This window comes from Pseudonocardia parietis, assembly GCF_017876315.1.
Classification (GTDB): Bacteria; Actinomycetota; Actinomycetes; order Mycobacteriales; family Pseudonocardiaceae; genus Pseudonocardia; species Pseudonocardia parietis.
Genome location: NZ_JAGINU010000001.1, coordinates 2,218,496 through 2,240,085, shown reverse-complemented (window position 1 = coordinate 2,240,085; position 21,590 = coordinate 2,218,496). Strand labels below are relative to the sequence as shown.

Annotated in this window: 18 protein-coding genes; 2 read left to right on the top strand and 16 right to left on the bottom strand. The window is 72.5% G+C overall.

Annotated elements, in window-relative coordinates:
• Positions 1-389: 389 nt before the first annotated feature.
• Together JOF36_RS10535 and JOF36_RS10530 are read right to left on the bottom strand one after the other, a co-directional pair.
• A complete protein-coding gene (locus JOF36_RS10535; protein ID WP_210026483.1) occupies positions 390-1,127 on the bottom strand; it encodes a DUF4190 domain-containing protein in 738 nt (245 codons plus the stop codon).
• A 566-nt stretch (positions 1,128-1,693) separates the two neighbouring features.
• Positions 1,694-2,539, bottom strand: a complete 846-nt coding sequence (locus JOF36_RS10530; protein ID WP_210026481.1) for a LysR family transcriptional regulator — start codon at positions 2,537-2,539, stop codon at positions 1,694-1,696.
• A 70-nt stretch (positions 2,540-2,609) separates the two neighbouring features.
• Here JOF36_RS10530 and JOF36_RS10525 point away from each other — a divergent pair, with 70 nt between their 5' ends.
• The gene (locus tag JOF36_RS10525; protein WP_210026480.1) at positions 2,610-3,935 is read left to right on the top strand and encodes an FAD-binding oxidoreductase; all 1,326 of its coding nucleotides are present in this window, start codon (positions 2,610-2,612) and stop codon (positions 3,933-3,935) included.
• Here the strand turns inward: JOF36_RS10525 and JOF36_RS10520 are convergent.
• Complete coding sequence (locus JOF36_RS10520; protein ID WP_210026479.1) at positions 3,880-4,977, bottom strand: AF_0692 family protein; 1,098 nt, start codon at positions 4,975-4,977, stop codon at positions 3,880-3,882. The genes JOF36_RS10525 and JOF36_RS10520 overlap by 56 nt on opposite strands.
• 156 nt (positions 4,978-5,133) lie before the next feature.
• On the opposite strand from JOF36_RS10520, the gene JOF36_RS10515 reads away from it, so the two are divergent.
• Complete coding sequence (locus tag JOF36_RS10515) at positions 5,134-6,084, top strand: aminoglycoside phosphotransferase family protein (RefSeq protein WP_210026478.1); 951 nt, start codon at positions 5,134-5,136, stop codon at positions 6,082-6,084.
• A 65-nt stretch (positions 6,085-6,149) separates the two neighbouring features.
• Here JOF36_RS10515 and JOF36_RS10510 read toward each other — a convergent pair whose 3' ends face one another.
• The 13 genes from JOF36_RS10510 to JOF36_RS10450 form a co-directional block, all read right to left on the bottom strand.
• A complete protein-coding gene (locus JOF36_RS10510) occupies positions 6,150-6,692 on the bottom strand; it encodes a YbhB/YbcL family Raf kinase inhibitor-like protein (RefSeq protein WP_210026477.1) in 543 nt (180 codons plus the stop codon).
• A gap of 29 nt (positions 6,693-6,721) precedes the next feature.
• Positions 6,722-8,287, bottom strand: coding sequence for a GMC family oxidoreductase (locus JOF36_RS10505; RefSeq protein WP_210026476.1), 1,566 nt, complete (start codon positions 8,285-8,287; stop codon positions 6,722-6,724).
• Positions 8,284-8,721, bottom strand: a complete 438-nt coding sequence (locus tag JOF36_RS10500) for a hypothetical protein (protein WP_210026475.1) — start codon at positions 8,719-8,721, stop codon at positions 8,284-8,286. Before JOF36_RS10500 ends, JOF36_RS10505 begins: the two co-directional genes overlap by 4 nt.
• 84 nt (positions 8,722-8,805) lie before the next feature.
• On the bottom strand, positions 8,806-10,305 hold the full coding sequence (locus JOF36_RS10495; RefSeq protein WP_210026474.1) for an AAA-type ATPase lid domain-containing protein: 1,500 nt from the start codon (positions 10,303-10,305) through the stop codon (positions 8,806-8,808).
• Positions 10,306-10,427: 122 nt separating this feature from the next.
• Positions 10,428-11,036: an LURP-one-related/scramblase family protein gene (locus JOF36_RS10490; RefSeq protein ID WP_210026472.1), complete on the bottom strand. Its 609-nt coding sequence runs from the start codon at positions 11,034-11,036 to the stop codon at positions 10,428-10,430.
• Positions 11,033-12,448 carry a glycosyltransferase family 39 protein gene (locus tag JOF36_RS10485; RefSeq protein ID WP_307862304.1) on the bottom strand — a complete coding sequence of 472 codons (1,416 nt, stop codon included), beginning with the start codon at positions 12,446-12,448 and terminating at the stop codon, positions 11,033-11,035. The genes JOF36_RS10490 and JOF36_RS10485 overlap by 4 nt, the downstream gene beginning before the upstream one ends.
• A 218-nt stretch (positions 12,449-12,666) precedes the next feature.
• A complete protein-coding gene (locus tag JOF36_RS10480) occupies positions 12,667-13,341 on the bottom strand; it encodes a response regulator (RefSeq protein WP_307862303.1) in 675 nt (224 codons plus the stop codon).
• Positions 13,338-14,501, bottom strand: a complete 1,164-nt coding sequence (locus JOF36_RS10475; protein ID WP_210026469.1) for a sensor histidine kinase — start codon at positions 14,499-14,501, stop codon at positions 13,338-13,340. The genes JOF36_RS10480 and JOF36_RS10475 overlap by 4 nt, the downstream gene beginning before the upstream one ends.
• Positions 14,498-16,672 (bottom strand): MMPL family transporter, encoded by a 2,175-nt coding sequence (locus tag JOF36_RS10470; RefSeq protein ID WP_210026467.1) that lies wholly within the window; start codon positions 16,670-16,672, stop codon positions 14,498-14,500. The genes JOF36_RS10475 and JOF36_RS10470 overlap by 4 nt, the downstream gene beginning before the upstream one ends.
• A gap of 85 nt (positions 16,673-16,757) precedes the next feature.
• Positions 16,758-18,014 (bottom strand): glycosyltransferase, encoded by a 1,257-nt coding sequence (locus tag JOF36_RS10465; RefSeq protein WP_210026465.1) that lies wholly within the window; start codon positions 18,012-18,014, stop codon positions 16,758-16,760.
• A 109-nt stretch (positions 18,015-18,123) separates the two neighbouring features.
• Entirely contained in the window at positions 18,124-20,070 is a 1,947-nt protein-coding gene (locus JOF36_RS10460; protein ID WP_210026463.1) for an aconitate hydratase, read from the bottom strand.
• Positions 20,071-20,094: 24 nt separating this feature from the next.
• The gene (locus JOF36_RS10455; RefSeq protein WP_210026462.1) at positions 20,095-20,547 is read right to left on the bottom strand and encodes a hypothetical protein; all 453 of its coding nucleotides are present in this window, start codon (positions 20,545-20,547) and stop codon (positions 20,095-20,097) included.
• Between the two features lie 69 nt (positions 20,548-20,616).
• Positions 20,617-21,531, bottom strand: coding sequence for a LysR family transcriptional regulator (locus JOF36_RS10450; RefSeq protein WP_210026461.1), 915 nt, complete (start codon positions 21,529-21,531; stop codon positions 20,617-20,619).
• Between the last annotated feature and the right edge of the window lie 59 nt (positions 21,532-21,590).

The following is a 21,590-nucleotide window of genomic DNA, read 5'->3' as shown; positions in this document are numbered from 1 at the left end:
CACGGCGTGTTGCAACGCGTCCCGGAGCGTGGAGCGGATCCACTGGACTATGGGCGCGCTGGTCCCGCCGGCCTTCAGGTCGTCGACCATGCGCCGGACGTCTCGCACCGAGGGCGCGGTGACCTTCTTCCTCCCGAGCCTCGGCACGAGGCGGACGGTGCTCTCGTAGCCCGCCCGCCCAGGTCTGCGGCCGTACGTGGAGCTTGATGTGGTCCAGCCACTCGGTCAGGAATTGCTCCGCGGTGAGATTGGTCGGCCCGGCCGGGATGCCCTTGTCGTGGCGCAACCGGGGCAAGCCGACATAGCGCAGGTCGGCACGCTGTGTAGGCATCGCCAGCAGCAGGAACGCAAGCCAGGCCGCATTAACACCGAAGCAATCACCGCGCAGCCTAGTTCACGGCGCTTGTCCACGACGCCTTCGTCCCGCCGAACGGCGAGTACAGAACCCGGTACTCCCCTGCAGTTGCCTTCGTGGCGAAGCAGACATCACCAGAGGTGGTGCCGCCCGCGACAAGGCTCCCCGAGTTCAGGGCGTTGTCCCACGCGATGTTCGGGGCGGTCGTGGCGCCGTTCGGGTCGAGCAGCTGCCAATCGTAGGAGTTGTAGCTCTCCGAGCCGGCCCCGGTGTTGTTGTAGGAGACCGTCGTGCACAGCGACGGGTTCCCGTACTGCGTCTTGTCCGTCAGCTGACCGGCGATCAGCTGCAGTCCGCCGACGTCGATCATCGTCCCTGCCGGCGCGATCGCGTCACCGGATGCCGCGGGCTGCGACGAACCGGACACAGACCCGGTGGCGGCGACGTCGCTGGCAGCACTCGCGAACGCCGACGCGTAGACGACGCAGAAGACCAGGGCGATGACCGACAGGACGAGCCCGGCGATCGACAACCCCTTGTTGTTCGCCCGCCCCTTGATCGCTCTGTATAGCCCGAGCACGGAGAAGATCACGCCGAGGATGGCCAGCGGCCACGCGATCACCCCGATGAACGGGATCCACGCGAAGAGCGCAGCAAGCAGTCCGAGGACGAAACCCGTGGTGCCGAGCCCGTTCCGGTACTGCGGCTGCTGCGGTCCCGGCCCCCACTGCGGCTGGGAGTGGGGCGGGTAGGGGCCTGCTGGTGTGGTCATCGCGGCTCGGGTCCTTTGTCCTGGTAGGAGGGTGCTCACGAGTTGTGTCGGCTCCGCACCGGTGTTGTTAACGACGGCCGTTCGGGCTCAACAGAATTGGGGACGGGTATCCCTGACCAGCGACACCGTCGTGCTCGGAGGGCTGCGCCGCGGGCTGTGGAGGGAGCAGCCCAGGGGCGTGGCGACCCGACCACGCTTGACCCACGGAGCAGCTCCGCGATACCTGGCGAAGATCAATATGTAGCCAGCCGTTGACGCCGGTCCGGGATCGAGCTATTCGCTACGGGATCGCACGACTACCTCTTCCGCGACGGCAAGCCGCAGCGACGCCACCCCCGATGACGGCGCGCCAGGCGATCCAGGAGCTTCGCGCGGAGGCTCCGGCGAAGTGTTGGGCGCCTCGCGTATCACGAAGATGGCGGTGACAGTCCTGCCTGTCGGTAGGCACGATCTCGTTCACGCTCGGTGAGCGGCCGCCCCTGATAGAGGTCGGCGAGCCGTCGACGCCACCACGGACAAGCAGGATCGTCGAGACCCTGTCGGGGTTGTCCCGATAGCGCCCCTGCTCACCCCGCCACGGCGTCGGCGGCGGCCGCCAGCGCCGCGACCCGGGCGGTGCGCCCACCCCGCCGCCAGCACAGTGCCCAGCGCACCGGGGGCGAGCCCGCCGCGAACGACACCATCGCCAGCGTGGGCCGCGCGAAGTAGTCGGCGGCATGCGCGGCAAGCGGACACACGCCCTCCCCCGCGGCGATCCGCGCCAGCAGGTCCAGCAGCGTCGCGGCGGTGCGGTCGGGCGTGCGGCGGTACGGCGCGGCGCGGCGTCCGGCGCGGAACACCGTCTCGCCGTCCAGGTCGTCGAGCGTGACCTCGGCTCGGCCGGCCAGCCGGTGCCCGCGCGACACCGCGAGCACGACCGGCTCCGTGTAGACCCCGGGCCCCTCCTCGATCCCGTCCTCGTCGACGGGCGCGTTGGTGACCGCGACGTCGACCTCGCCGGCCCGGAGCAGGTCGAGCGGGTCGGCGAATCCGGTCTCGCGGAAGACGATCTCGATTCCGGGGTTGCGCGCGCGGAACCGCGCGAACACCGGCGCCGCGAGTTCCGCGACGGCGGGCGCCTCCAGCCCCACGCCGAGCGTTCCCACGATCCCGCGCCCGGCGGCGACCGCGGCGGCCACTCCGCGCTCGATCCGGTCGTGGCCCGCGCGGACGTCGGCGTAGAGCGCGGCGCCGACGGGGGTCAGGCCGACCCGGCGGCTGGTGCGGTCGAACAGCGCCACGCCGAACCGGCGTTCCAGCGTCTTGATCGTCTGGCTGACCCTGGCCTGGGAGACGAGCAGCCGCTCGGCGGTGCGTCCGAAGTGGAGCTCCTCGGCGAGCGTCAGGAAGATCTCGATCTCGCGCCTTTCCATAACATACAGGTTATCGGACGTGCCGAGAGTCGTCGTTGTTCCGCCTGCGCAACGGGCTCATTCTCGATGCATGACGGATTACCTCACCGCCACCGATCCCGGCTACGACACCGAGCGGACCGGCTACAACCTCTCGGTCGAGCACAAGCCGGCCGTCGTCGTTCCGGCAGCGACCACCGACGACGTGATCGCCGCGGTCAGGTACGCCGCCACGCACGGTCTCGGCGTGGCGGTCCAGGCCACCGGGCACGGACCGTCCCGGCCCGCCGACGGCCAGGTACTGATCACCACCTCACGGATGGACGGCATCACCGTCGACCCGGTGGCCCGCACCGCGCGGTTCGAGGCGGGCGTGCGCAGCGGCGCGCTGGTGGCGGCCGCGGCCGAACACGCTCTCGCACCGGCGAACGGCTCGTCGCCCGAGGTCGGAGCCGTGTCCTACCACCTCGGCGGTGGACTCGGGATACTCGGGCGCAGCCTCGGCTGGGCCGTCGACCACGTCCGCGCCATCGAGATCGTCACTGCGGACGGCACGCTGCGCCGGGCCACCGCAACCCACGAGCCCGACCTGTTCTGGGCGTTGCGCGGGGGCGGCAAGGGCACGCTCGGCGTCGTCGTCGCGCTCGAGATCGACCTGCACCCGATCGCCCGGCTCTACGGCGGCGGCATGCACTTCGCCGCCGACACGGCCGAGCGCACCGTCGCGACCTGGGCCCGGTGGACACGCACCGTGCCGGAGTCGATGAGCTCGTCGGTACTGCTGATCAGAATGCCGGACCTCCCGGTGCTGCCCGACGCGCTGCGTGGCCGCTACGTCGCGCACGTCCGGTTCGCCTTCACCGGCCCGGCCACCGACGGGGAACGGCTGGTCCGCCCGTTCCGGGACCTGGGGCCGGTGACCGACACCGTCACCGAGATGCCGTACGTCGCCGTCGGCACGATCCACGCCGAGCCCACCGCCCCGGTGCCGTTCCACGCCCGCAACCTCGTGCTCGATTCGCTGGACGCCGGGGCCGTGACGGAGCTTCTGCGGCACGCCGGCCCCACCGCCGACGCGCCGTACCTGGTGGAACTGCGCCACACCGGAGGAGCGCTGGCCCGGCCGGGAGCCCTGCCGAGCGCACTCGCCCGCCGGGACGGCGAGTTCGTGCTCTACGCCGGCGGCGTCGCCGAGGGCGAGCGTGTACCGCGGCTGCGGTCGGCGCTCGAACGGCTCGTCACCGCGATGGAACCCTGGGGCACCTGCGGGGTGTGCGTGAACTTCCTGTCCGGCCCTGACGTGACCGCCGCAGCGCTCGCGAACGGCTACCGGCCCGGCGACGTCGAGCGGCTGGCCGCGATCAAGCGCGCAGTCGACCCGGGCGACGTGTTCCGGACCCACCACGGCCGGCCCTGACCCAGCGCGCGAATCGATCACCCCGACGGTGTTCCCGGTTCGTCGGCGTGCGAGACCACGACGTAGACTCCCGAGCACGGCGGACCACGACCACGGCGAGCAGAACCGCCGGCAGGAGCAGGACGACGTTCTGCCCGAGCTTGGCCGCGACCGCCACACCGTCCGGCACCGGACTCGCGAAGCCGATCAGCACTCCACCGAGGATGACGGCGACTCCGACAAGCCCGATCTCGCGCGAGGCCCACTGCCGCCGCGTGGCGAGCCGGCGGAGCGCAGTCGCGACGAGGAGCAGGAGACCCATGCCGAACGCAAACCCCGTCCAGGTCGGTGGGAGGAGATCGAAGGCCACCTTGGCCGCGATGCCACCGGCGAGGATCGCGGCGGCCGGGACCGGGCGACCGTCCGGGCGCTCCCGGACGGGCACACCTGCGCGGGACATCGCGACGACCACCAGGACCGCCACCGTCAGCAGCACACCGCCCACCTGCCCGGCGGACGGGACATAGCCGTAGACCTGACGACCGTCACCGTGGACGAGTGCCGCGGCGAGCGCCCACAGCAGGAGCACCGCGGCGATCCCCCACCGGCCGAGCAGCGGCCGGCCCCGCGCGGACGACGCCAGCACCTGCTGCACCGCGAGCGGCGCACCGATGCTCATCACGACGTGGCCGACCACCCAGCCCAGCGTCGCGAACGCGCTGAGCCCCAGCGGCGCGATCAGGGTGGGTTCCCGCAGTTCCGCCCAGTACGCGATGTCCGGGCGCTCGGCGCCGAACATCGCCAGGTCGATCACCCCGGGCATCGCCACACCGAACGCCGCGCCCAGCAGCAGGATCCCGGTCCAGCCGCGGCCGGTGCGGACCGCGATCTCCCGGATCAGCAGGGCGGCCCCACCGTAGAGCGGCGCGAACACCAGGATCCCGGCCAGCATCGCGGGCAGGTCCCCGGTCGACGACAGGTAGGCCTGCAGGTACTCCGCGGTCAGCGGCGCACCGAGCGCGATGCCGAGCAGCGAGGCGAGACGGACCCGGGAGGACGGCACCCGGCAACATTAGCAGAGCAGCCACTCTATTAACTCGGGACGGAGACCCGGTGATCACCGGCTGTGGAGCGCTGCGTACGCGAAACGGACGTCACACTCCACATCCGGTGATCATGAGGGGCACCGCCCCTCCCGGGAGATGGAAGACTCGCTCGGATGTCCGACTTCGCGACCCCGGAAGACCTCGTCCGCCGTACCCGTGCCGCGGTCGACGCGGCGGCCGGTGCGGGGCGCGATCTCGGGCTCACTGTGTCGGACGCGCGGGTGCTGTACGACCTGTTCTCGGTCGTCGTCCACCTCGCACCCGCGCCGGTGGTCGCCCGCATCCCCACCGTCCTGCCGCACTACGCGAGCCTCGAGCACCTGGCGCACCGCCAGCGGGCGGAGCTGGACGTGGCCCGGTGGCTCACCGAGCGGGGCACACCCGTCATCCCGCCCAGCCCGCTCGTGCCCGCGGAGCCCGTGCAGCGCGGCGGGTTCTCGATGACGTTCTGGCAGTTCGTCGACCAGGACCACGACCGGGAGCCCGACTACGTCGCGAACGCCGAGTCCGTCGCCGAACTGCACGTCGCGATGCGCGACTACCCCGGCCGGCTGTCATTCCTGTCCGCGGCCGAACCGCAGTTCGTCACGCAGAGCCTCGCGCTGCTCGAAAGGCGGCCCGATCTCCTCGACCCGGCGGACCTGGACCGCGCCCGTCGCGAGTGGCAGGTCCTGGAGCCCCTCGTGTCCTCCCGCGCGGTCTTCGAGAAGACGTTCCCGGGGATCGAGCTCCGGCCGATCCACGGCGACTGCCCGCCCGCCAACGTCTTCTACGGGACGGACGGGGACCTGTTCTCCGACTTCGAGCTGGTCACGTCGGGACCCGTCGAATGGGACCTGGCCGGACTCGGGCCCGATCTCGAGGCCGCCTACGACCGCGGCGCCCGGCGCGTCGGGGCGCGATCGTTGGACCGGGACGTCCTGGGGTTCGTGAACGCCGTGGGCATGCTGCGGGTCATCGCCACCCTCGCACTCGCACCGCAGCTGCCCGCGCTTCTCGGATACCTGACACCGTCGATCGAGCAGTGGCGGACGATGCCGTTCGCCGGCGGCGTGGCCGGCTGACCGGAGGCGACCTCACAGCCGCCTCCGGTCGTCCGGCCCCGGCACCGTGCTCCGGAACCCTGAGCTCAGCGCTCGTAGGTGGCGGTGATCGTGGCCCTGGCCAGGGTGTGGGAGAACAGGTTGAACCCGAGGAAGGCGGGCGAGGCCCCCTTGGGCACGCCCAGCGTCGCCACGTCCACGGCGTGCACCACGAAGAAGTAGCGGTGGACGCCGTGCCCCTCCGGTGGCGCCGCGCCGAGGAACTGGTGGATGCCCGCGTCGTTGGGCAGCGCGAGTGCGCCTTCGGGCAGCGCGGTCGCCCCCGGGTCACCGGCCCCGGTGGGCAGCTCGGTCACGGTCGCCGGGATGTCGGCGACGGCCCAGTGCCAGAACCCGCTGCCGGTGGGGGCGTCGGGGTCGTAGCAGGTGACGGCGAAGCTGCGGGTCGCGGACGGGAAGTCGCGCCAGCTCAGCTGCGGTGACCGGTCCTGGCCTCCGGCACCCATGATCCCGCTGACCTGCGGGGTGGGCAGCGGGACGCCGTCGGCGATGTCGGTGCTGGTCAGGGTGAAGGTCGCCACCTCGGGCAGGAAGAGGTACGGGTCGGGTGGCGCGGTGCTGGTGACCATGTGTGCTCCAGGGATCGTCGGGTGGGGGCTCAGCTCTGGGCCGCGCGGAACTCGCTCGCGATGTGGTCCGCCTGCCGGATCGCGAGGGCCACGATCGTCAGGGTCGGGTTGGCGGCGGCGCCGGTGGTGAACACGCTGCCGTCGGAGATGAACAGGTTCGGGACGTCGTGCGCACGACCGAACCGGTCGACGACGCCGTCACCCGGACGCTGGCTCATCCGGCAGGTACCCAGGTTGTGCGTCGAGGGGTACGGCGGCGTCTCGATGGTGTTGGTGGCCCCGACCGCGTTGTAGACGGCCGCGCCCTGCTGGTGCCCGTGCCGGCGCATCGCCACGTCGTTGGGGTGGTCGTCGAAGTGGACGTTGGCGACCGGGAGCCCGTGGGCGTCGGTCTCGCCGGACAGGGTGACCCGGTTGGACTCCTGCGGCATGTCCTCGCCGACGATCCACATGCCGGCGGTGTTGAGATACCTGTCGACGACGTCGGTCAGCGCAGACCCCCAGCCCCCCGGGGCCACGAACTTGGCGAAGAACGCCGGGCCGAGCGCGATCGTCTGCATGTAGTAGCCACCGGCGAAGCCCCGGTCGGTGTCGAGGCGGGACTCGTCGCCGATCACCCCGGCCATCGTCTCGCCGCGGTACATCCGCACCGGCTTGTCGAACTGGCCCCACACGGTGCCGGTGGTGTGGCGCATGTAGTTGCGCCCGACCTGGCCGGACGAGTTGGCCAGCCCGTCGGGGAACTGGGTGGACGCCGAGAGCAGCAGCAGGCGCGCGGTCTCGATCGAGTTGCCCGCCACGCAGACGACCGCGGCGCGCTGGCGGCGCAGGGTGCCGTTGCGGTCGGTGTAGAGCACGCCGGTGGCCCGGCCGGTGGTGTCGTGCAGGATCTGCGCGACGTGGCTGTCCGCGCGCAGGTCCAGGTTGCCGGTGGCCTCGGCCTTGGGCAGCTCGGCGACCAGCGTGGACCACTTCGAGCCGTGCTTGTCGCCCTGGAAGTTGAAGCCGTCCTGGATGCTGGCGGGACGGCCGTCGTAGGGCTCGGCGTTGGTCGCGTACGGGCCGGTGGCGTAGTCGCGGTAGCCCAGCTTCTCCGCACCGTTCGCGAAGACCTTGTAGTTGTTGTTCGCCGGCAGCGGCGGGCGGCCGTGCCGGTGCGTGACGCCCATCTTGATCTCGGCCTGGTCGTAGTACGGCTCGAGCTCGGACAGGGTGATCGGCCAGTCGAGCAGGCTCGCGCCGTCGATGTCGCCGTAGGCGGTGCGCGCGGCGAGCTCGTGCGGCTTGAAGCGCGGGCAGGCCCCGGCCCAGTGGGTCGTGGTGCCGCCGACGGCCTTGACGATCCAGGTCGGCAGGTTCGGGAAGTCGCGGGCGATGGCCCAGCTGCCCGACGTCGTCCGGGGGTCGGTCCAGGCCATCTGGCCGAAGGCCTTCCACTCGTCGTTGTGGTAGTCCTCCCCGGTCAGGTGCGGGCCGGCTTCGAGCACCACGGTCTTGAAACCGCGCTTGCACAGCTCGTGGGCCAGGGTTCCGCCGCCGGCGCCGGAGCCGACGACGACCACCACGTCGGAGTCGTCGTAGTCGAAGCGGGTCATGCCGATGCCTCCTCGTAGCGCTCGATGCGCGGGTCGGGCAGCCAGTCCAGGTCGTTGAAGCCGCGGTTGACGTAGCCACCCTGGTCGTAGGAGGCGCCCTCGTAGCCGAGGACCTCCCAGATCTCGTGGTCGTCGTAGAGCGCGACGACGGCGACGTCGAGGATCCCGGCGAAGAACGGGGTGTCGGCGATTCCGCGCAGCACGACCGCCGCCGTCTCGCCGTCCAGCTTCGAGAACGGGACCTCACGCTGCTGGTCGAGATCGCTCAACCCCTGCACCAGCAGTGCCTGCAACCGCGGCTGGGTGGCGGCCGCATCGATCACGGCCTGCGCGGTCCGCTCGTACGGACCGGCCGGGAACGTGCTGTGCGGGAACGCCGCGCGCAGCAGGTCGACCAGCGTTCTGCGCTGGGTGTCGGACAGAAGAGTACTCACCGATGAATTCCTCTCTCGATTGTTTCCGGGCAGCACTCACCGCGGAACGAACTGACGAAATGCGAATCGGGGCGGCGGGTCAGATCATGGAACGGGATCCTCGTTCTGGTCGCGGATCCCGTACACCTCGATGCGTCGGTACAGGGTCGCCCGGCTGATCCCGAGCCGGGCCGCGGCCTGGCCCATCGTCGTCCCCGGTTCGGCGAGACAGCGGATGATCTCGTCGCGCTCGACCATCTCGATGCGCGACAGGATCCGGCGCGGTGTCCCGCACGAGAGCTCGGCCGGGAGATGCCGGACGTCGATCACGTCGCTGCGGGCCGCGGCGGACTCCACGACCGTCCGCAGCTGCTCGACGTTGCCGGGCCAGTGGTACGCCGACAGGCTGCGCCCCGCCGCGGCGGTGAACCGGACCTCGCGGTGCCGTCGCCGCGCGGCGAACGCCCTGGCCAGGGGCATGATGTCCGCGCTGCGGTGCCGCAGCGGCGGCAGCTCGACGTAGGCGTCGACCAGGGATCGCAGCGGGGCGGGTACCTCTCCCGCGCTCCGGGCCGTCAACGCGAACCCCGCCTGCTCGGGTACCGGCGCCGACGCCGCCTGCTCGAGGACACCGCCCAGCTCGGTCGCGACCCACGAGGCGAGCTCGTCGACCCGGCTGACGACGATGCTGGTGGCGTCCTTACCCAGCTCCGGCGTCCAGAGATCCAGCCACACGGGCGTGTCCTGGACGGCGGGCGGTCGTGCCACCAGAACCCGGTGGCGCGGGTGGGTCCGGGACAGGGCGTCGGTCAGCAGTGCCGTGCGGCCCACCCCGTCCTCGCCGACGATTGCGACCACCTTGCCCGCGCTCAGCGCCGCCTCGACCTCGGCCGACGCCGTGCGCCACTGCGGCGACGGCGGGCTCACCGCCGTACCCGGCGGGCGGAGGTGGACCCGGAAGACCTGCCCGTGCGCGGCCGGGCGCGGGGATCGCCCGCGATGCCGCGCCAGCATCAGTGCCGCCGTGCTACCGGCGGCGCTCTGCGCGAGCGCCAGGAGCAGCTTGTCCGACTGCTGCGACCAGGTGGTGAGGTTGACGGTGCCGGCCAGCTCCCCGGTCACCGGATCCAGGACGGGCGCGGCGGCACACGTGTAGCCCCACAGCTCGGTGCAGAAGTGCTGGTCGGCACGGACCAGCGACGGAGCCCGGTCGGCCAGCGCGAGCCCCAGCCCGGTCGTGCCCGTCTCCTGCTCCCCGTAGTCGAAGCCGGGTGCGAGGTAGACGGCGTCGAGCGCCGAGAGCAACGACCGCTCGTGGCAGAGCCGGTTGAGCACCACGCCGTCGGGATCGGTGAGCATCAGGCTGATCGGCTCGTTCGCCAGCGTCTCCTGCAGCCCGCCGAGGACCTCGACCCCGCACCGGTAGAACAGCGACTCGTCGTCCACCCCACCGCAGAACGACGGCGCGACCTCGTCCAGCGACGCACCGAACGCGGCGCTGCGCTGCCACGACGCGGCGATCCGGTCCGGCACCGCGATACCGGAGCCCACACCCGTCGTCCGTGCGATCTGCTCCCGTTCCGAGAGCCCGACCGAGCTGTTCATACCCTCGAACCTCCGAGGCCTCGTTGCGCTCAAAGCTCCGTGGACTGTGTCACATACGACCTCAGCTGGGCAGCAATCGCCGTCTCAGCCTGAGACAAGATCTACTCGGGCCACCGGGGGGCCTATCGGGCGTCCTGCTTCAGCGCGGTGTCCACGGTGAGTGCCGAGGCCACGATCATGCTCGCCAGCGGATCGGCCTGCGGGCGGTGGATCCGCACCACGTAGCTGTCGGCCGTGCTGAACACCGCCTTCGTGAGGCCCTCCCAGGTCTGGACGATCCGGGCGATCTCGGCGCCGTCGTGATCGGTGATCGTGAAGTCGCGCGCCCACCAGTCCTTCGCCGTGAGGACACCGATCCGCTGCCCTCCGACCAGGAGCGAGAAGCGGGCCCGGCCGAAGGTGCTGTCCTGGCGGATCTCGCCGACGTCGGTGCCGTCGGACCGCCGGACGAGGACGCGCGACCGGACGATCTTGGCCGGCCGGGTCAGCCGCAGGACGGGCGTCCCGGCCGCGTCCCGCACCTCGAGCTCGACGGCCTTGAAGTGGTCGGCCTTGCCCAGCACCCGCACCGCTCGGGCGAACCTGCTCTGCCCGACCTGGACGGCGGTGCCGAGCAGGGTGCCGTCCCGGTCGTGCACGTCGTACTCGTTCACCACCTCGACGAGCTTGTCCCGCTGCCCGACCACCAGCTCGGACTCGGTGAACAGCGGGATCGCTCCGGGCGCGCTCATCCGACGGTCAGCGATCGCAGCTCGGGCCAGGCCTGTGACCAGGGGCGATCGAGCCCCTCGCCGAGCCAGATCGGGGCGTCGTCGGTCCCGCCGACCCGGCGCAGACCGGTCATCACCGGGGCGAGCTTGCCGGGCTCGGCACCGACGTAGATCACCACGTCATGGTCGTCGGGCGGCGGATCGAAATAGCCGTAGGCACGGTTACCGCTGTGCGCCTCGGGAAGACCCAGCGCGGGATCGGCGGTGTCGACGAAAGCGGCCCAGATGTAGGACGCGCCGTAGACCACCGTGCGGTCCCGCTGCTGCGGCGACAGACCCGCATAAACCTGCTGGACCTGACCCGTCACCCGATCCGGGGTCTCCGGGCGGCTCAGGGACTGCGACACCGACAGGGTCACCAGCGCCACCACCACCGCCAGCACCGCACCCGGCCACGCCACCCACGACAAGCGCCGGTGCCCCGCCTCGCGTCGATGCTGCAACGCCACCGCCCCCACCGCAGCCAACGCCCCGTACAAACCGTCCAGATAGTAGGGCCGCCCGGCCGTCGCCACGAAGAAGCCGAACAGCACCAGGAACGTCAGACCCAGGAAGCGATAGACCCGCAACCGCGGATCCGTCCAGACCACGACCAGACCGACGAACACCAGGACCGTGCCGAGGACCCCCGCCATGATCACCAGCGCGCCCGCGATCCCCGGCCGGCCCCCGTAGAGCGCCTGCGCCTCCGCACTGAGCACCGACGCCATCCGCAGCTGCGGCCAACCGTGCACCGCCTGCCAGACCAGCGTCGGCGCGGCGATCAACGCCCCGATCAACGCCGCACCCCACAACGCCGGCCTGCGCAGCAACTCCCGCGGCCCGGCAACCAGCACCATCAACACCAGCACCACACCGAACAAGATCACCTGGAACTTCGTCAGCGCCGCGACCCCCAGCACCGGCCCCAGCGCCAGCAACCACCGATCCTCACGAACCCGAATCCAGCGCACCAACAGCCACACCAGCACCAGCCACTGCACCGGCTCCAGGGTGTACGGGGTCAGCCAGTGCCCGGCCAACGTCGTGAACACCGCCGTGGCCTGAGCGAGCGCCGTCAACGTCTGCGCCCGCCGATCCCCACCCAGCTCACGAGCGATCAACGCCGCGACCAGCACCGCCAACCCCGTCGCCACCGACGGCACCAACCGCAACACCGGCATCGAACCGGGCGCGACCAGATCGGCCAGCCCCGCGATCACCGGCGCCAACGGCGGCTGATCCGCCGAACCCCAGTCCAGATGATGACGCCCGATCGCCAGCATCAACGCCTCGTCGAACCAGTAGCCACGCCCCAGCGACCCCGCCACCAGATGCACCACGGTGACCGCGGCCGCGGTCAGACCGACCGGCCACCTCGCCAGGCGCGGCACCGTTCGCTCCCGCGTATCGGCCGGCTGCAGCACCGACGCCATCGTCATCCCCCCTCGGCGCGCACTCCCGGCCCGCCCCGTCGCGTCGTCGTCGATCCCACCGCACCGCAGGCCCACCGCGCTACACACGTGCGGTGCCACCGTGCCCACCGATCGTCGCGGGCGTATCGACTTCGGTTCGGACGGTCACGGGGCGGATCGGGGATCCCCGGCGGCGGTCACCGGGCGTCGCGGCCCCGGTCTCCGCCCGATCCGGGCAACAGGCCGCTCTCCATCGCGACGACGACCGCGCTGGTCCGGTCGCCGACCCCGAGTTTCGCGAACGTCCGGAGCAGATGGGTCTTCACCGTTGCCTCCCCGATCCCGAGCCGACGCCCGATCGCGGCGTTCACCAGGCCTTCTGCGGCGGCGGCGAGCACCTCGACCTCGCGCGGGGTGAGGACCGGGTCGGGCTCGGGGTTGCGGGCCCGGGCCAGCAACCGGGCCGCCACCCGAGGGGCGAGGACCGTCTCCCCGCGGCTCGCCGCCCGGATCCCGTCGACGAGCTGCGCCCGGTGGGTGTCCTTGAGCAGGTAGCCGACCGCACCGGACTCGACCGCCCGCTCGATGTCGTCGTCACCGTCGTAGGTGGTGAGCACGAGTACCCGCGTCGGGGTCGCACCGGCGGTCACCCGCGCGGTGAGCTCGACGCCGTCGAGTCCGGGCATGCGCAGGTCCACCAGCGCGACGTCGGGCCGCAGCGAGTCGATCAGGGCGAGGGCCTCGTGACCGTCCGCCGCCTCGCCGACGATCCGGACCGACGGCTCGCCGTCGAGCAGCGCCGCCACACCGGCTCGCATCACGGCGTGGTCGTCGACCACGAGCACCCGTACCGCCGCGTCGTCCCCGGTCACGGCTCACCCTCCCGTACCCGCGGCAGCGACGCCAGGATTCGCGTTCCGGTCCCGGGTGCGCTGGTGACCGTGAGCCGCCCACCCAGCTCGGTCATCCGCCGGGCCATCCCGGCGAGCCCGAACCCCTCGGCCTCGGTGGTCACGAAGCCCCGGCCGTCGTCGACGATCTCGAGCTCGGCCCGGTCGCCGACGGCGGTGAGCGTGATCGAGACGCTGCTCGCCCCGGCGTGCCTGCGGACGTTCGCCAGCGACTCCTGGGTGCACCGCAGCAGCGCGAGCCGCTCCGCCCGGCCGAGCGGGATCTCGGCCAGCTCGCCAGAGACCGCGATGCCGGTGTCCTCGGCCAGCCGCTCCGCCGTCCGGTGCAGGGCCGGGGCGACGGATGCGGGCCCGTGCGCGTCCCCGGAGGGCCCGCCGACCAGTGCCCGTGCCTCGGCCAGGTTCTCCCGCGCGGTGGACTCGATCGACTCCAGCCGGCGGACGGCCGTCGCGGCGTCGGCGGTGACCGCGGCCCGGGCCGCCGCGGCGAGCGCGACGATCGAGGCGAGGCCCTGGGCGAGCGTGTCGTGGATCTCCCGGGCGAGCCGCTCCCGCTCCTCGGCCGCGCCTTGGCGCTGGTGCACCTCGGCCAGTTCGCGCCGGGTCCGCGTCAGCTCCTGGCCCAGCCGGTCGGCCCGCTCCCCCGCCTGGGCCGCGACGCGGTGCCCCCACAGGCCCAGCCCGGCGCCCGCCAGGAACCCCGCGGCCACGACCGGGAGTCCGAGGGACGTGCTCCCGCCCTCCCACCACGACCCGAGCCCGGGCGCGACCGCCAGCACGGCAGCAACCGCACTCCACACCAGCGGAACGCGCGGGTGGGCGGCCGACGACCAGTACAGCGGCAGCGAGACGACGAACAACGCCTCGGCCCCGGCCGAGAACACCGCGAGGGTTCCGATCGCGGCGGTGAGCACCGCCGGGAACAGCCACGCCGGCGCGCTCGCCGTCCGGGCCGTGCCGTGGGTGCCGGCGTACACCAGCCCGAGCACGGTCACCGCCGACCAGACGACGGCCCGGACACCGGGTGCCTCGTCCACCGCCCCGATCACCGGCGGGGCGAGCCCGAACAGCACCCACACGACCGGGTACCACCGGCCGATCCCGGCTCCGAACAGGTTCACCGACGTGCCACCTCGATCCGTCCCGGCGGCCCGGCGGACGTCTGCGGGGCGGGGGAACCGGGCCACCATGCCTTGTCCCCCAGCAGCAGCAACACCGAGGGAAGCACCAGCAGCCGGACGACGAACGCGTCCAGCAGGACCGCGACCGCCAGCCCGAGGCCGATCTGCTTCATCTCGATCAGGTGCAGGAACGCGAACGCCCCGAACACCGTCACCATGACGACCGACGCGCTCGTCACCACCCGCCCGGACAGGCTCATGCCGGCCAGCACCGCCTCGCGGGCACCGAGCCCGCTGCGGACCGCCTCCCGGATCCGGCTGAGCACGAAGAACTGGTAGTCCATCGACAGTCCGAACAGGATCACCAGCAGGAACAGCGGCACCCGGGACCCGATGGAGCCGGTCGAGGTGAAGTCGAGCAGCCCCTCGGCCCACGTCGGCTGGAACACCGCGACCACCACGCCCATCGCGGCGGCCGCGGACAGCAGGTTCAGCACGACCCCCAGCGCGCCGAGCACGATCGACCGGAACGCCCATGCCGTCATGGTGAACGTGACCAGCAACAGCGCGGCGATGATCAGCGGGAGCCGCTCGGCCTGGTGCTGCGGGTAGTCCGCGTACCGGGCGACGTCGCCGGTCACCGCGACGTCCGCGCCGGGCAGCGCCGCTGCCAGTCGTGGGACCGCCTGCTCCCGCAGGTCGGCCAGGGCGGCCCGGGCCGGCTCCGAGCCCACGTGATGGGGAACCGGGAGATCGAGAACGGTAACGCCGCCGTCGTCGGAGATCCGGATCCGGTCCCCCGCCGCGGCACCGGTCACCGCGTGGGCCAGGCGGTCCAGCTCGGCGGCCACCGCGCCGGAGCGCTCCGGCCGGTCCGCGACGACGATCCGGTTCGTGGCGATCAGGTCGGGGAACGCGCCGTTCAGCCGGTCGTAGCCGACCATCTCCGGGATCTCGCGGGAGTGCGTCTCCCGGCCCATGTCGGTGATGCTCAGCCCGATCATCGGCACGGCGAGGACGAGCAGTGCCACCACCGAGCCCACCAGTGTGGACACCGGGCGCCGCCCGGCCCGGCGCAGTGCCCGCCCGGTCAGCCGGCCGGGACCGGAGGTCCGGCGCCGGAGGCTGCGCCCCCACCGGCGTCCGGTCCCTCGTCGTTCCGCACGCCGGCCGAGGAGCGTGACCACCGCGGGCAGGACGGTGAGCGCGCTGAGTACCGCGACCGCGGTCACCGTGATCGCCCCGGTGGCCACCGACGAGAAGATGACGTCGTCGGCGAGGTAGAGCGTCGCCGACGACACGATCACCGCGAGACCCGACAGCACGACGGTCCGCCCGGCGGTCGCCGTGGCCAGCCGGACGATCGCCTCGCCGCTCAGCGTCCCACCCGAACGTTCCCGCTCCTCGCGTTCACGCTTCAGGTAGAACAGCGTGTAGTCCACCCCGACGGCCAGCCCGATCAGCAGGATGATGTTGGTGCCCACCCCGGCGTCCGGGAACACGTGCGAGGCCGGCATCGACAAGCCGATCGCCGCGGCGATCGCGGTGGCCGCCAGCAGCAACGGGATCATCGCCAGCAGCAGCGAGCCGAACACCACGAACAGCACCAGCACCGTCACCGGGACCGCCACGATCTCGGTGCGGAGCAGGTCGGCGGACCGCTGACGGTCCACGCCCTTGCCGATCGACGCCGGGCCGACCTGCGCGACCCGGAGCTCGGGAGTGGTTCCCGCGACCGCGGCGGTCTGCGCGAGCAACGGATCGACCCGCCCCTTGGCCTCCAGCTCCGGGCCCGCCATCGTCACCGCGACGACCATCGCGCTGCCGTCCGCGGACCATCGAGGCGCCTCGACCGACCGCACCTGCGGCAACACCCGCATCCGGTCCGCGACGTCGTCCGCCGCGGCACCGGCCGCGCCAGGATCGAGCGGGCCCCCGTCCGGCCGCGTGATCAGGACGTTCTCCACGGCATGCGGCTGCAGGCCCCCGGCCGCCGCCATGGCCTCCGCGCGTCCCGCCTCCCCGATCCGGTAGTCCTCCGTGGTCGCCCGGACCGTCCCGGCCGACGTGCCCACGGCGACACACAGCACCACGAAACACAGCCAGCCGGCCACCGCCCGCCACGGATGAGCAGCGCTCCATCCCGAACAACGCATCAGCACATCGGTCACCGTCGAACCCTCGCCCGGCGCCCCCGGTCCGCGGGACGACCGGAGCACGGACGGTGCGTCCACCGTTCGGTGGACCGGCCTCACATCACGAACCGCGCAGGTTCCCGGTCGCGGCGAACCGCTCCACCAGCTCGACGACCGCGCCCGCGCCGTCGTCACCCGTCACCGCCCGCGACATCCGCTGCGCGGCCGCCCGGTACCGCGGTTCCCGCACGGCCGCGCGGACCGCACCGGCCAGCCGGGACACCTCCAGCCCGCGGAACGGGATCACCTCCGGGGCGCAGCCCAGCTCGACCAGCCGCCGTGACCACAGTGGCTGGTCGGCGAAGACCGGCACCGGGACCGAGGGCACGCCGCCGCGCAGGGTCGCTCCGGTCGTGCCCGCGCCGCCGTGGTGCACGACCGCGGCCGTGCGCGGGAACAGCCACTCGTGCGGGACGGCGCCGACCGCAAGCATGTCCGGACCGAGGCCGTCCGGCGCGTCGACACCCAGCTCCGCCCGACCGGCCTGCAGGACACCACGGACCCCCGCGTACCGCAGCGCCGCGACGACGAGCGGCGCGAGACGTCGCCCGTGACCGCCCGCCATGCTGCCGAACCCGACGAACACCGGCGGCGGGCCGTCGGCGAGGAAGGCGGCGAGCCCGGCCGGCGGCTCCCAGGGCGTCTCGGGAGGCCACCAGTACCCGACGACGTCGAGCCCGGGCCGCCAGTCGGCCGGGCGGGGCAGCACGGCGGGACTGTGCCCGTGCAGGATCGGCCACCGCTCGGACGCCTGGCGCGCGAGGGTGTCCCGCACGGGGCGCCGGGGCAGCCCGAGCTCGCGGCGCAGCTCGGCGGTCGCCCGGTGGAACGGGATCATGGCGCGGACACCCAGCGAGCCGAGCAGCCGGTTGCCGCGCCGTCCCCAGGACCGCGCCGAGTGCAGCACGATCGGCGGGAACGCGGCCGTCGGCGTCATCGGCTGGCAGTACAGCCCGGCGCTGGGCAGTCCACGGGCTTCGGCCACGTCGTAGCCGAACGGGGCGGAACCGTTGACGAGCACCAGGTCCGCGTGCTCCGCGGCGTCGTACGTCGCGTGCCCGGCCCGGTGCAGCAACGTCGTCAGCCGCGGGATCCGGCCCGCCTGGTAGGCGGGCGTCGAGCGCTGCGGCAGGTCGAGAAGCACGCCGAGGTCACCCGGCATCGGGTGGATCTCCAGCCCCGCCGCCCGCACCATCGGTTCGTAGGAGGGGTGCGCGGCGATCGTGACGTGGTGGCCCGCTGCCTGCAGCCGGAGACCGACACCGGTGTAGGGCGCCACGTCGCCCCGGGAGCCGACGGCGGAGATGAGGACTCGCAACGACACTCCGTCGGCTCGGCAGGCAGGACGGGGTGATGTCACCAACGACCCGACATCGGGCGCAACCCGATTCCGCTGGGCTCCAGCGGTGTGGGCCGCGCCCGTCCGCTCAGCCGGGGCCCTGCTCGGCGAGCTGCGGGATGCGCCCGCCGGCGAGGACGGCGTCGACCTGACCCGGCGACAGGCTGTGCCGCAGCCGGAACTCGGCGCCGTCGTCGTCGGTCGCCGTGATCTCCTCGGTGCCGGCCAGCTCGCGCAGTCCCCGGAAGTGCAGGACGGTCCCGCCGGAGATCCGCTCCAGGTCCTGCGGTTCGGTGAACTCGAGGGCGAGGATCCCGAAGTTGGCCAGGTTCTGCCAGTGGATGCGCGCGTAGGACCGGGCGATCACGACGGCGAGGCCGAGGTGGCGGGGCGTGATCGCGGCGTGCTCGCGCGACGAGCCCTGCCCGTAGTTGGCCCCGGCCACGACCGCGTGCGCGCCGGTCTCCCGGGCCCGCGCGGGGTAGTCGGCGTCGATCCGGGTGAACGTGAACTCCGCGAGCTCGGGGATGTTGGAGCGGTACGGCAGCGCCTTCGCCCCGGCCGGGGAGATCTCGTCGGTCGAGACGTTGTCCCCCATCCTCAGCAGCACCGGCAGATCCAGCGAGTCGGGCAGCGGCGGGAAGTCGGGCAGCCCGGAGATGTTGGGACCGCGCACGAGTTCCTGCTGCTGCGCCTCCTCGACGGGGGGCGGCGCCACGAGCATGTCGGTGTTGATCGACGCCTCGGCGGGCAGCTCCGGCACCGGGTCGTCCAGGCCGAGCTTCTCGGCGAGCTCCCGCGGATCGGTGATGACCCCGGTGAGGGCGGCCGCCGCGGCGGTCTCCGGCGAGCACAGCCACACCGCGTCCTCCGGGGTGCCGGAGCGGCCCTTGAAGTTGCGCGGGAAGGTCCGCAGCGAGTTGTGCCCGGTGGCCGGGGCCTGCCCCATCCCGATGCAGCCCATGCAGCCGGCCTGGTGGATCCGGGCGCCCGCGGCGATCAGGTCGAACGTGGCGCCCATCTTCGTCAGGTCGGAGAAGATCTCCCGCGACGACGGGTTGACGTCGAAGCTCACGGCATCGTTCGTCTGCCGGCCGCGCACCATCAGCGCGGCCACGGCGAAGTCGCGCAGTCCCGGGTTGGCCGACGAGCCGATGACGACCTGCCCGACCGGTTCGCCGGCGACCTCCCGGACCGGCACCACGTTGTCCGGCGCCGACGGCTTCGCGATCAGCGGCTCCAATGTGGACAGGTCGATCTCGTCGGTGACGTCGTACTCGGCGCCGTCCTCCGCGCTCAGCGGGCGATGATCCTCGGCCCGGCCCTCCGCGCGCAGGAACTCCTCGACCCGCTCGTCGGCGGGGAACACGCTGGTGGTGGCCCCCAGCTCGGCGCCCATGTTGGCGATCACGTGCCGGTCCATCGCGCTCAGCCCCGCCAGCCCGGGACCGTGGTACTCGATCACCCGGTTGACCCCGCCGCTGACACCGTGCCGGCGCAGCATCTCCAGGATCACGTCCTTCGCCGACACCCACGGCGGCAGCTCACCGGTCAGGCGCACGCCCCAGACCTGCGGCATCCGGATCCGCAGCGGCTCGCCGGCGATCGCGAACGCGACCTCCAGGCCGCCGACACCGATCGCCAGCATGCCGAGCGACCCGGCCGCGCAGGTGTGCGAGTCCGAGCCGACCATGGTGGCGCCCGGCTTCCCGAACCGCTGCATGTGCGTGGGGTGCGAGACCCCGTTGCCCGGCTTGGAGAACCACAACCCGAACCGCCGCGCCGCCGTCCGGAGGAACTCGTGGTCCTCGGCGTTGCGCTCGTCGGCCTGGAGCAGGTTGTGGTCGACGTACTGGACGCTGACCTCGGTGCGGGCCCGTTCCAGCCCGATGGCCTCCAGCTCCTGCATCACCAGCGTGCCGGTCGCGTCCTGGGTCAGGGTCTGGTCGATCCGCAGCGCGATCTCCTGCCCCGCGACCGGGTCCCCGGAGACGAGGTGCTCGTCGATGAGTTGGCGGGTCAGCGTGCGGGGCATCGGACCTCCCTGGTGCGGCGTGCTCTACCGGACCGGGTTCCCGTTCTCGCCGATCCCACGCACCGCGGCCCGCACCAGCACGACCACGGCCGTCAGCACCAGTATCCCGACCAGCGGCAGACCGAACAGGACCGCGATCCCGCCGCCGATGTTCGCGCCGATCGTCGCCGCGGACACGACCCGGCCGATGGCACCGAGCAGCACCCCTGCGACGACGAGCAGCACCGTCGCCGACGTCCCGGCCACCGGGCGCCGCCGCCGGATCGCCAGGACCAGGAACGCGACGAGCAGCAGCACGGCCGCGATCCCGGCGACGTGCTCCACCGCGGGCGGGACCGGTGGCGGAACCAGGATCCGCCCGTCGGACGGGTCCGCTCCCGGGCTGCTCCGATCACCGATCAGGTACCAGGTCCCGGCCGCCGCGGCGATCCCCGCCGCGAACGCCGTCGCCGTCCGCTGCACCATCCGTCCTCCCATGTCGATCATCGTCCACCGTGGACGGCAGGGCACGGTCGCGCCTCCGTGGTTCCACGCAGACCGGCGCCTTCAGCCCGGTCCCGGTGGCGGCAGGCCGGCCGTCGCCTCCCGCAGTGCGGACAGCACGGCGCTCACAGCGGGATGACCGGAACTCCCCCGCCGCGTACAGGTGACGAACCGGCGGGAGAGCACAGGTGCGCCATGGAGCGGGAGGCGTGTGACGGCGTGCTCGGACGGGGTGGGCACGAGTCTCGGGAGCAGGCAGACGCCGAGCCCCCGTGCCACGAACGCCGAGACCGCGTACCACTCCTTCACCTCGTGTGTGACGCGCGGAGTGAACCCGGCCGCTGCGCAGGCCGCGGTCAGCAGCGGGTAGGTGTCGTTGTGGTGTGACTTCACGATCCAGTCCTCCGCTGCGGCGTCGGACAGGTCCACGGCGTCGCGCAGCGCCAGCGGATGCGATCGGGCCACGAGCAGGTCCTGCGGGTCGTCGAAGAGGGGCTGTTGGTCGAAGCGCGGATCGGTCACGGGGGGCGCGTCGGGCGTGGGCAGCACGACGGCGACGTCGGCCCCCTGGGTCGTGAGCAGCTGGTAGCAGTCCACGCTCTCCTCCTCGACGACCCGCACGTCGAGCCGTGGACACGCGTCGGCCAGCCGGGGTAGCGCCGGGGCGACGAACGCGGCGAGCGCGGACGACACGCCGCAGATCGTCACCGTCCCGGCCACCTGGTGTGCATGGCCGGCGAGGTCGGCCTTCGCGTGTTCCCACTGCGCGTTCAGTACGTCGGCGTGTTCGAGCAACCGGCGGGCAGCGGGCGTCAGCCGCACGTTCCTGCCTTCATGGCTGAGCAGGTCGACGCTCAGGTCGCGGCCGAGCTGCCGCAGCTGGTGCGACACGGCCGAGGGCGTGAGGTGCAGGGCGGCCGCGGTGGCGGTGACCGTCCCGTGCTCGGCGAGGACACGCAGCCGACGCAGGTCGATCATTGAGCTCAGCCTAAACGGTTTCGAGAGAAACTGTGAGATGGACGTCCAGCACGACACGG

Bases quoted from the DNA above. Each gene is read 5' to 3' on its own strand.
- JOF36_RS10535 (WP_210026483.1), bottom strand. From the start codon at position 1,127: ATGACCACACCAGCAGGCCCCTACCCGCCCCACTCCCAGCCGCAGTGG.
- JOF36_RS10530 (WP_210026481.1), bottom strand. From the start codon at position 2,539: ATGGAAAGGCGCGAGATCGAGATCTTCCTGACGCTCGCCGAGGAGCTC.
- JOF36_RS10525 (WP_210026480.1), top strand. From the start codon at position 2,610: ATGACGGATTACCTCACCGCCACCGATCCCGGCTACGACACCGAGCGG.
- JOF36_RS10515 (WP_210026478.1), top strand. From the start codon at position 5,134: ATGTCCGACTTCGCGACCCCGGAAGACCTCGTCCGCCGTACCCGTGCC.
- JOF36_RS10510 (WP_210026477.1), bottom strand. From the start codon at position 6,692: ATGGTCACCAGCACCGCGCCACCCGACCCGTACCTCTTCCTGCCCGAG.
- JOF36_RS10505 (WP_210026476.1), bottom strand. From the start codon at position 8,287: ATGACCCGCTTCGACTACGACGACTCCGACGTGGTGGTCGTCGTCGGC.
- JOF36_RS10495 (WP_210026474.1), bottom strand. From the start codon at position 10,305: ATGAACAGCTCGGTCGGGCTCTCGGAACGGGAGCAGATCGCACGGACG.
- JOF36_RS10490 (WP_210026472.1), bottom strand. From the start codon at position 11,036: ATGAGCGCGCCCGGAGCGATCCCGCTGTTCACCGAGTCCGAGCTGGTG.
- JOF36_RS10460 (WP_210026463.1), bottom strand. From the start codon at position 20,070: ATGCCCCGCACGCTGACCCGCCAACTCATCGACGAGCACCTCGTCTCC.
- JOF36_RS10455 (WP_210026462.1), bottom strand. From the start codon at position 20,547: ATGGGAGGACGGATGGTGCAGCGGACGGCGACGGCGTTCGCGGCGGGG.
- JOF36_RS10450 (WP_210026461.1), bottom strand. From the start codon at position 21,531: ATGATCGACCTGCGTCGGCTGCGTGTCCTCGCCGAGCACGGGACGGTC.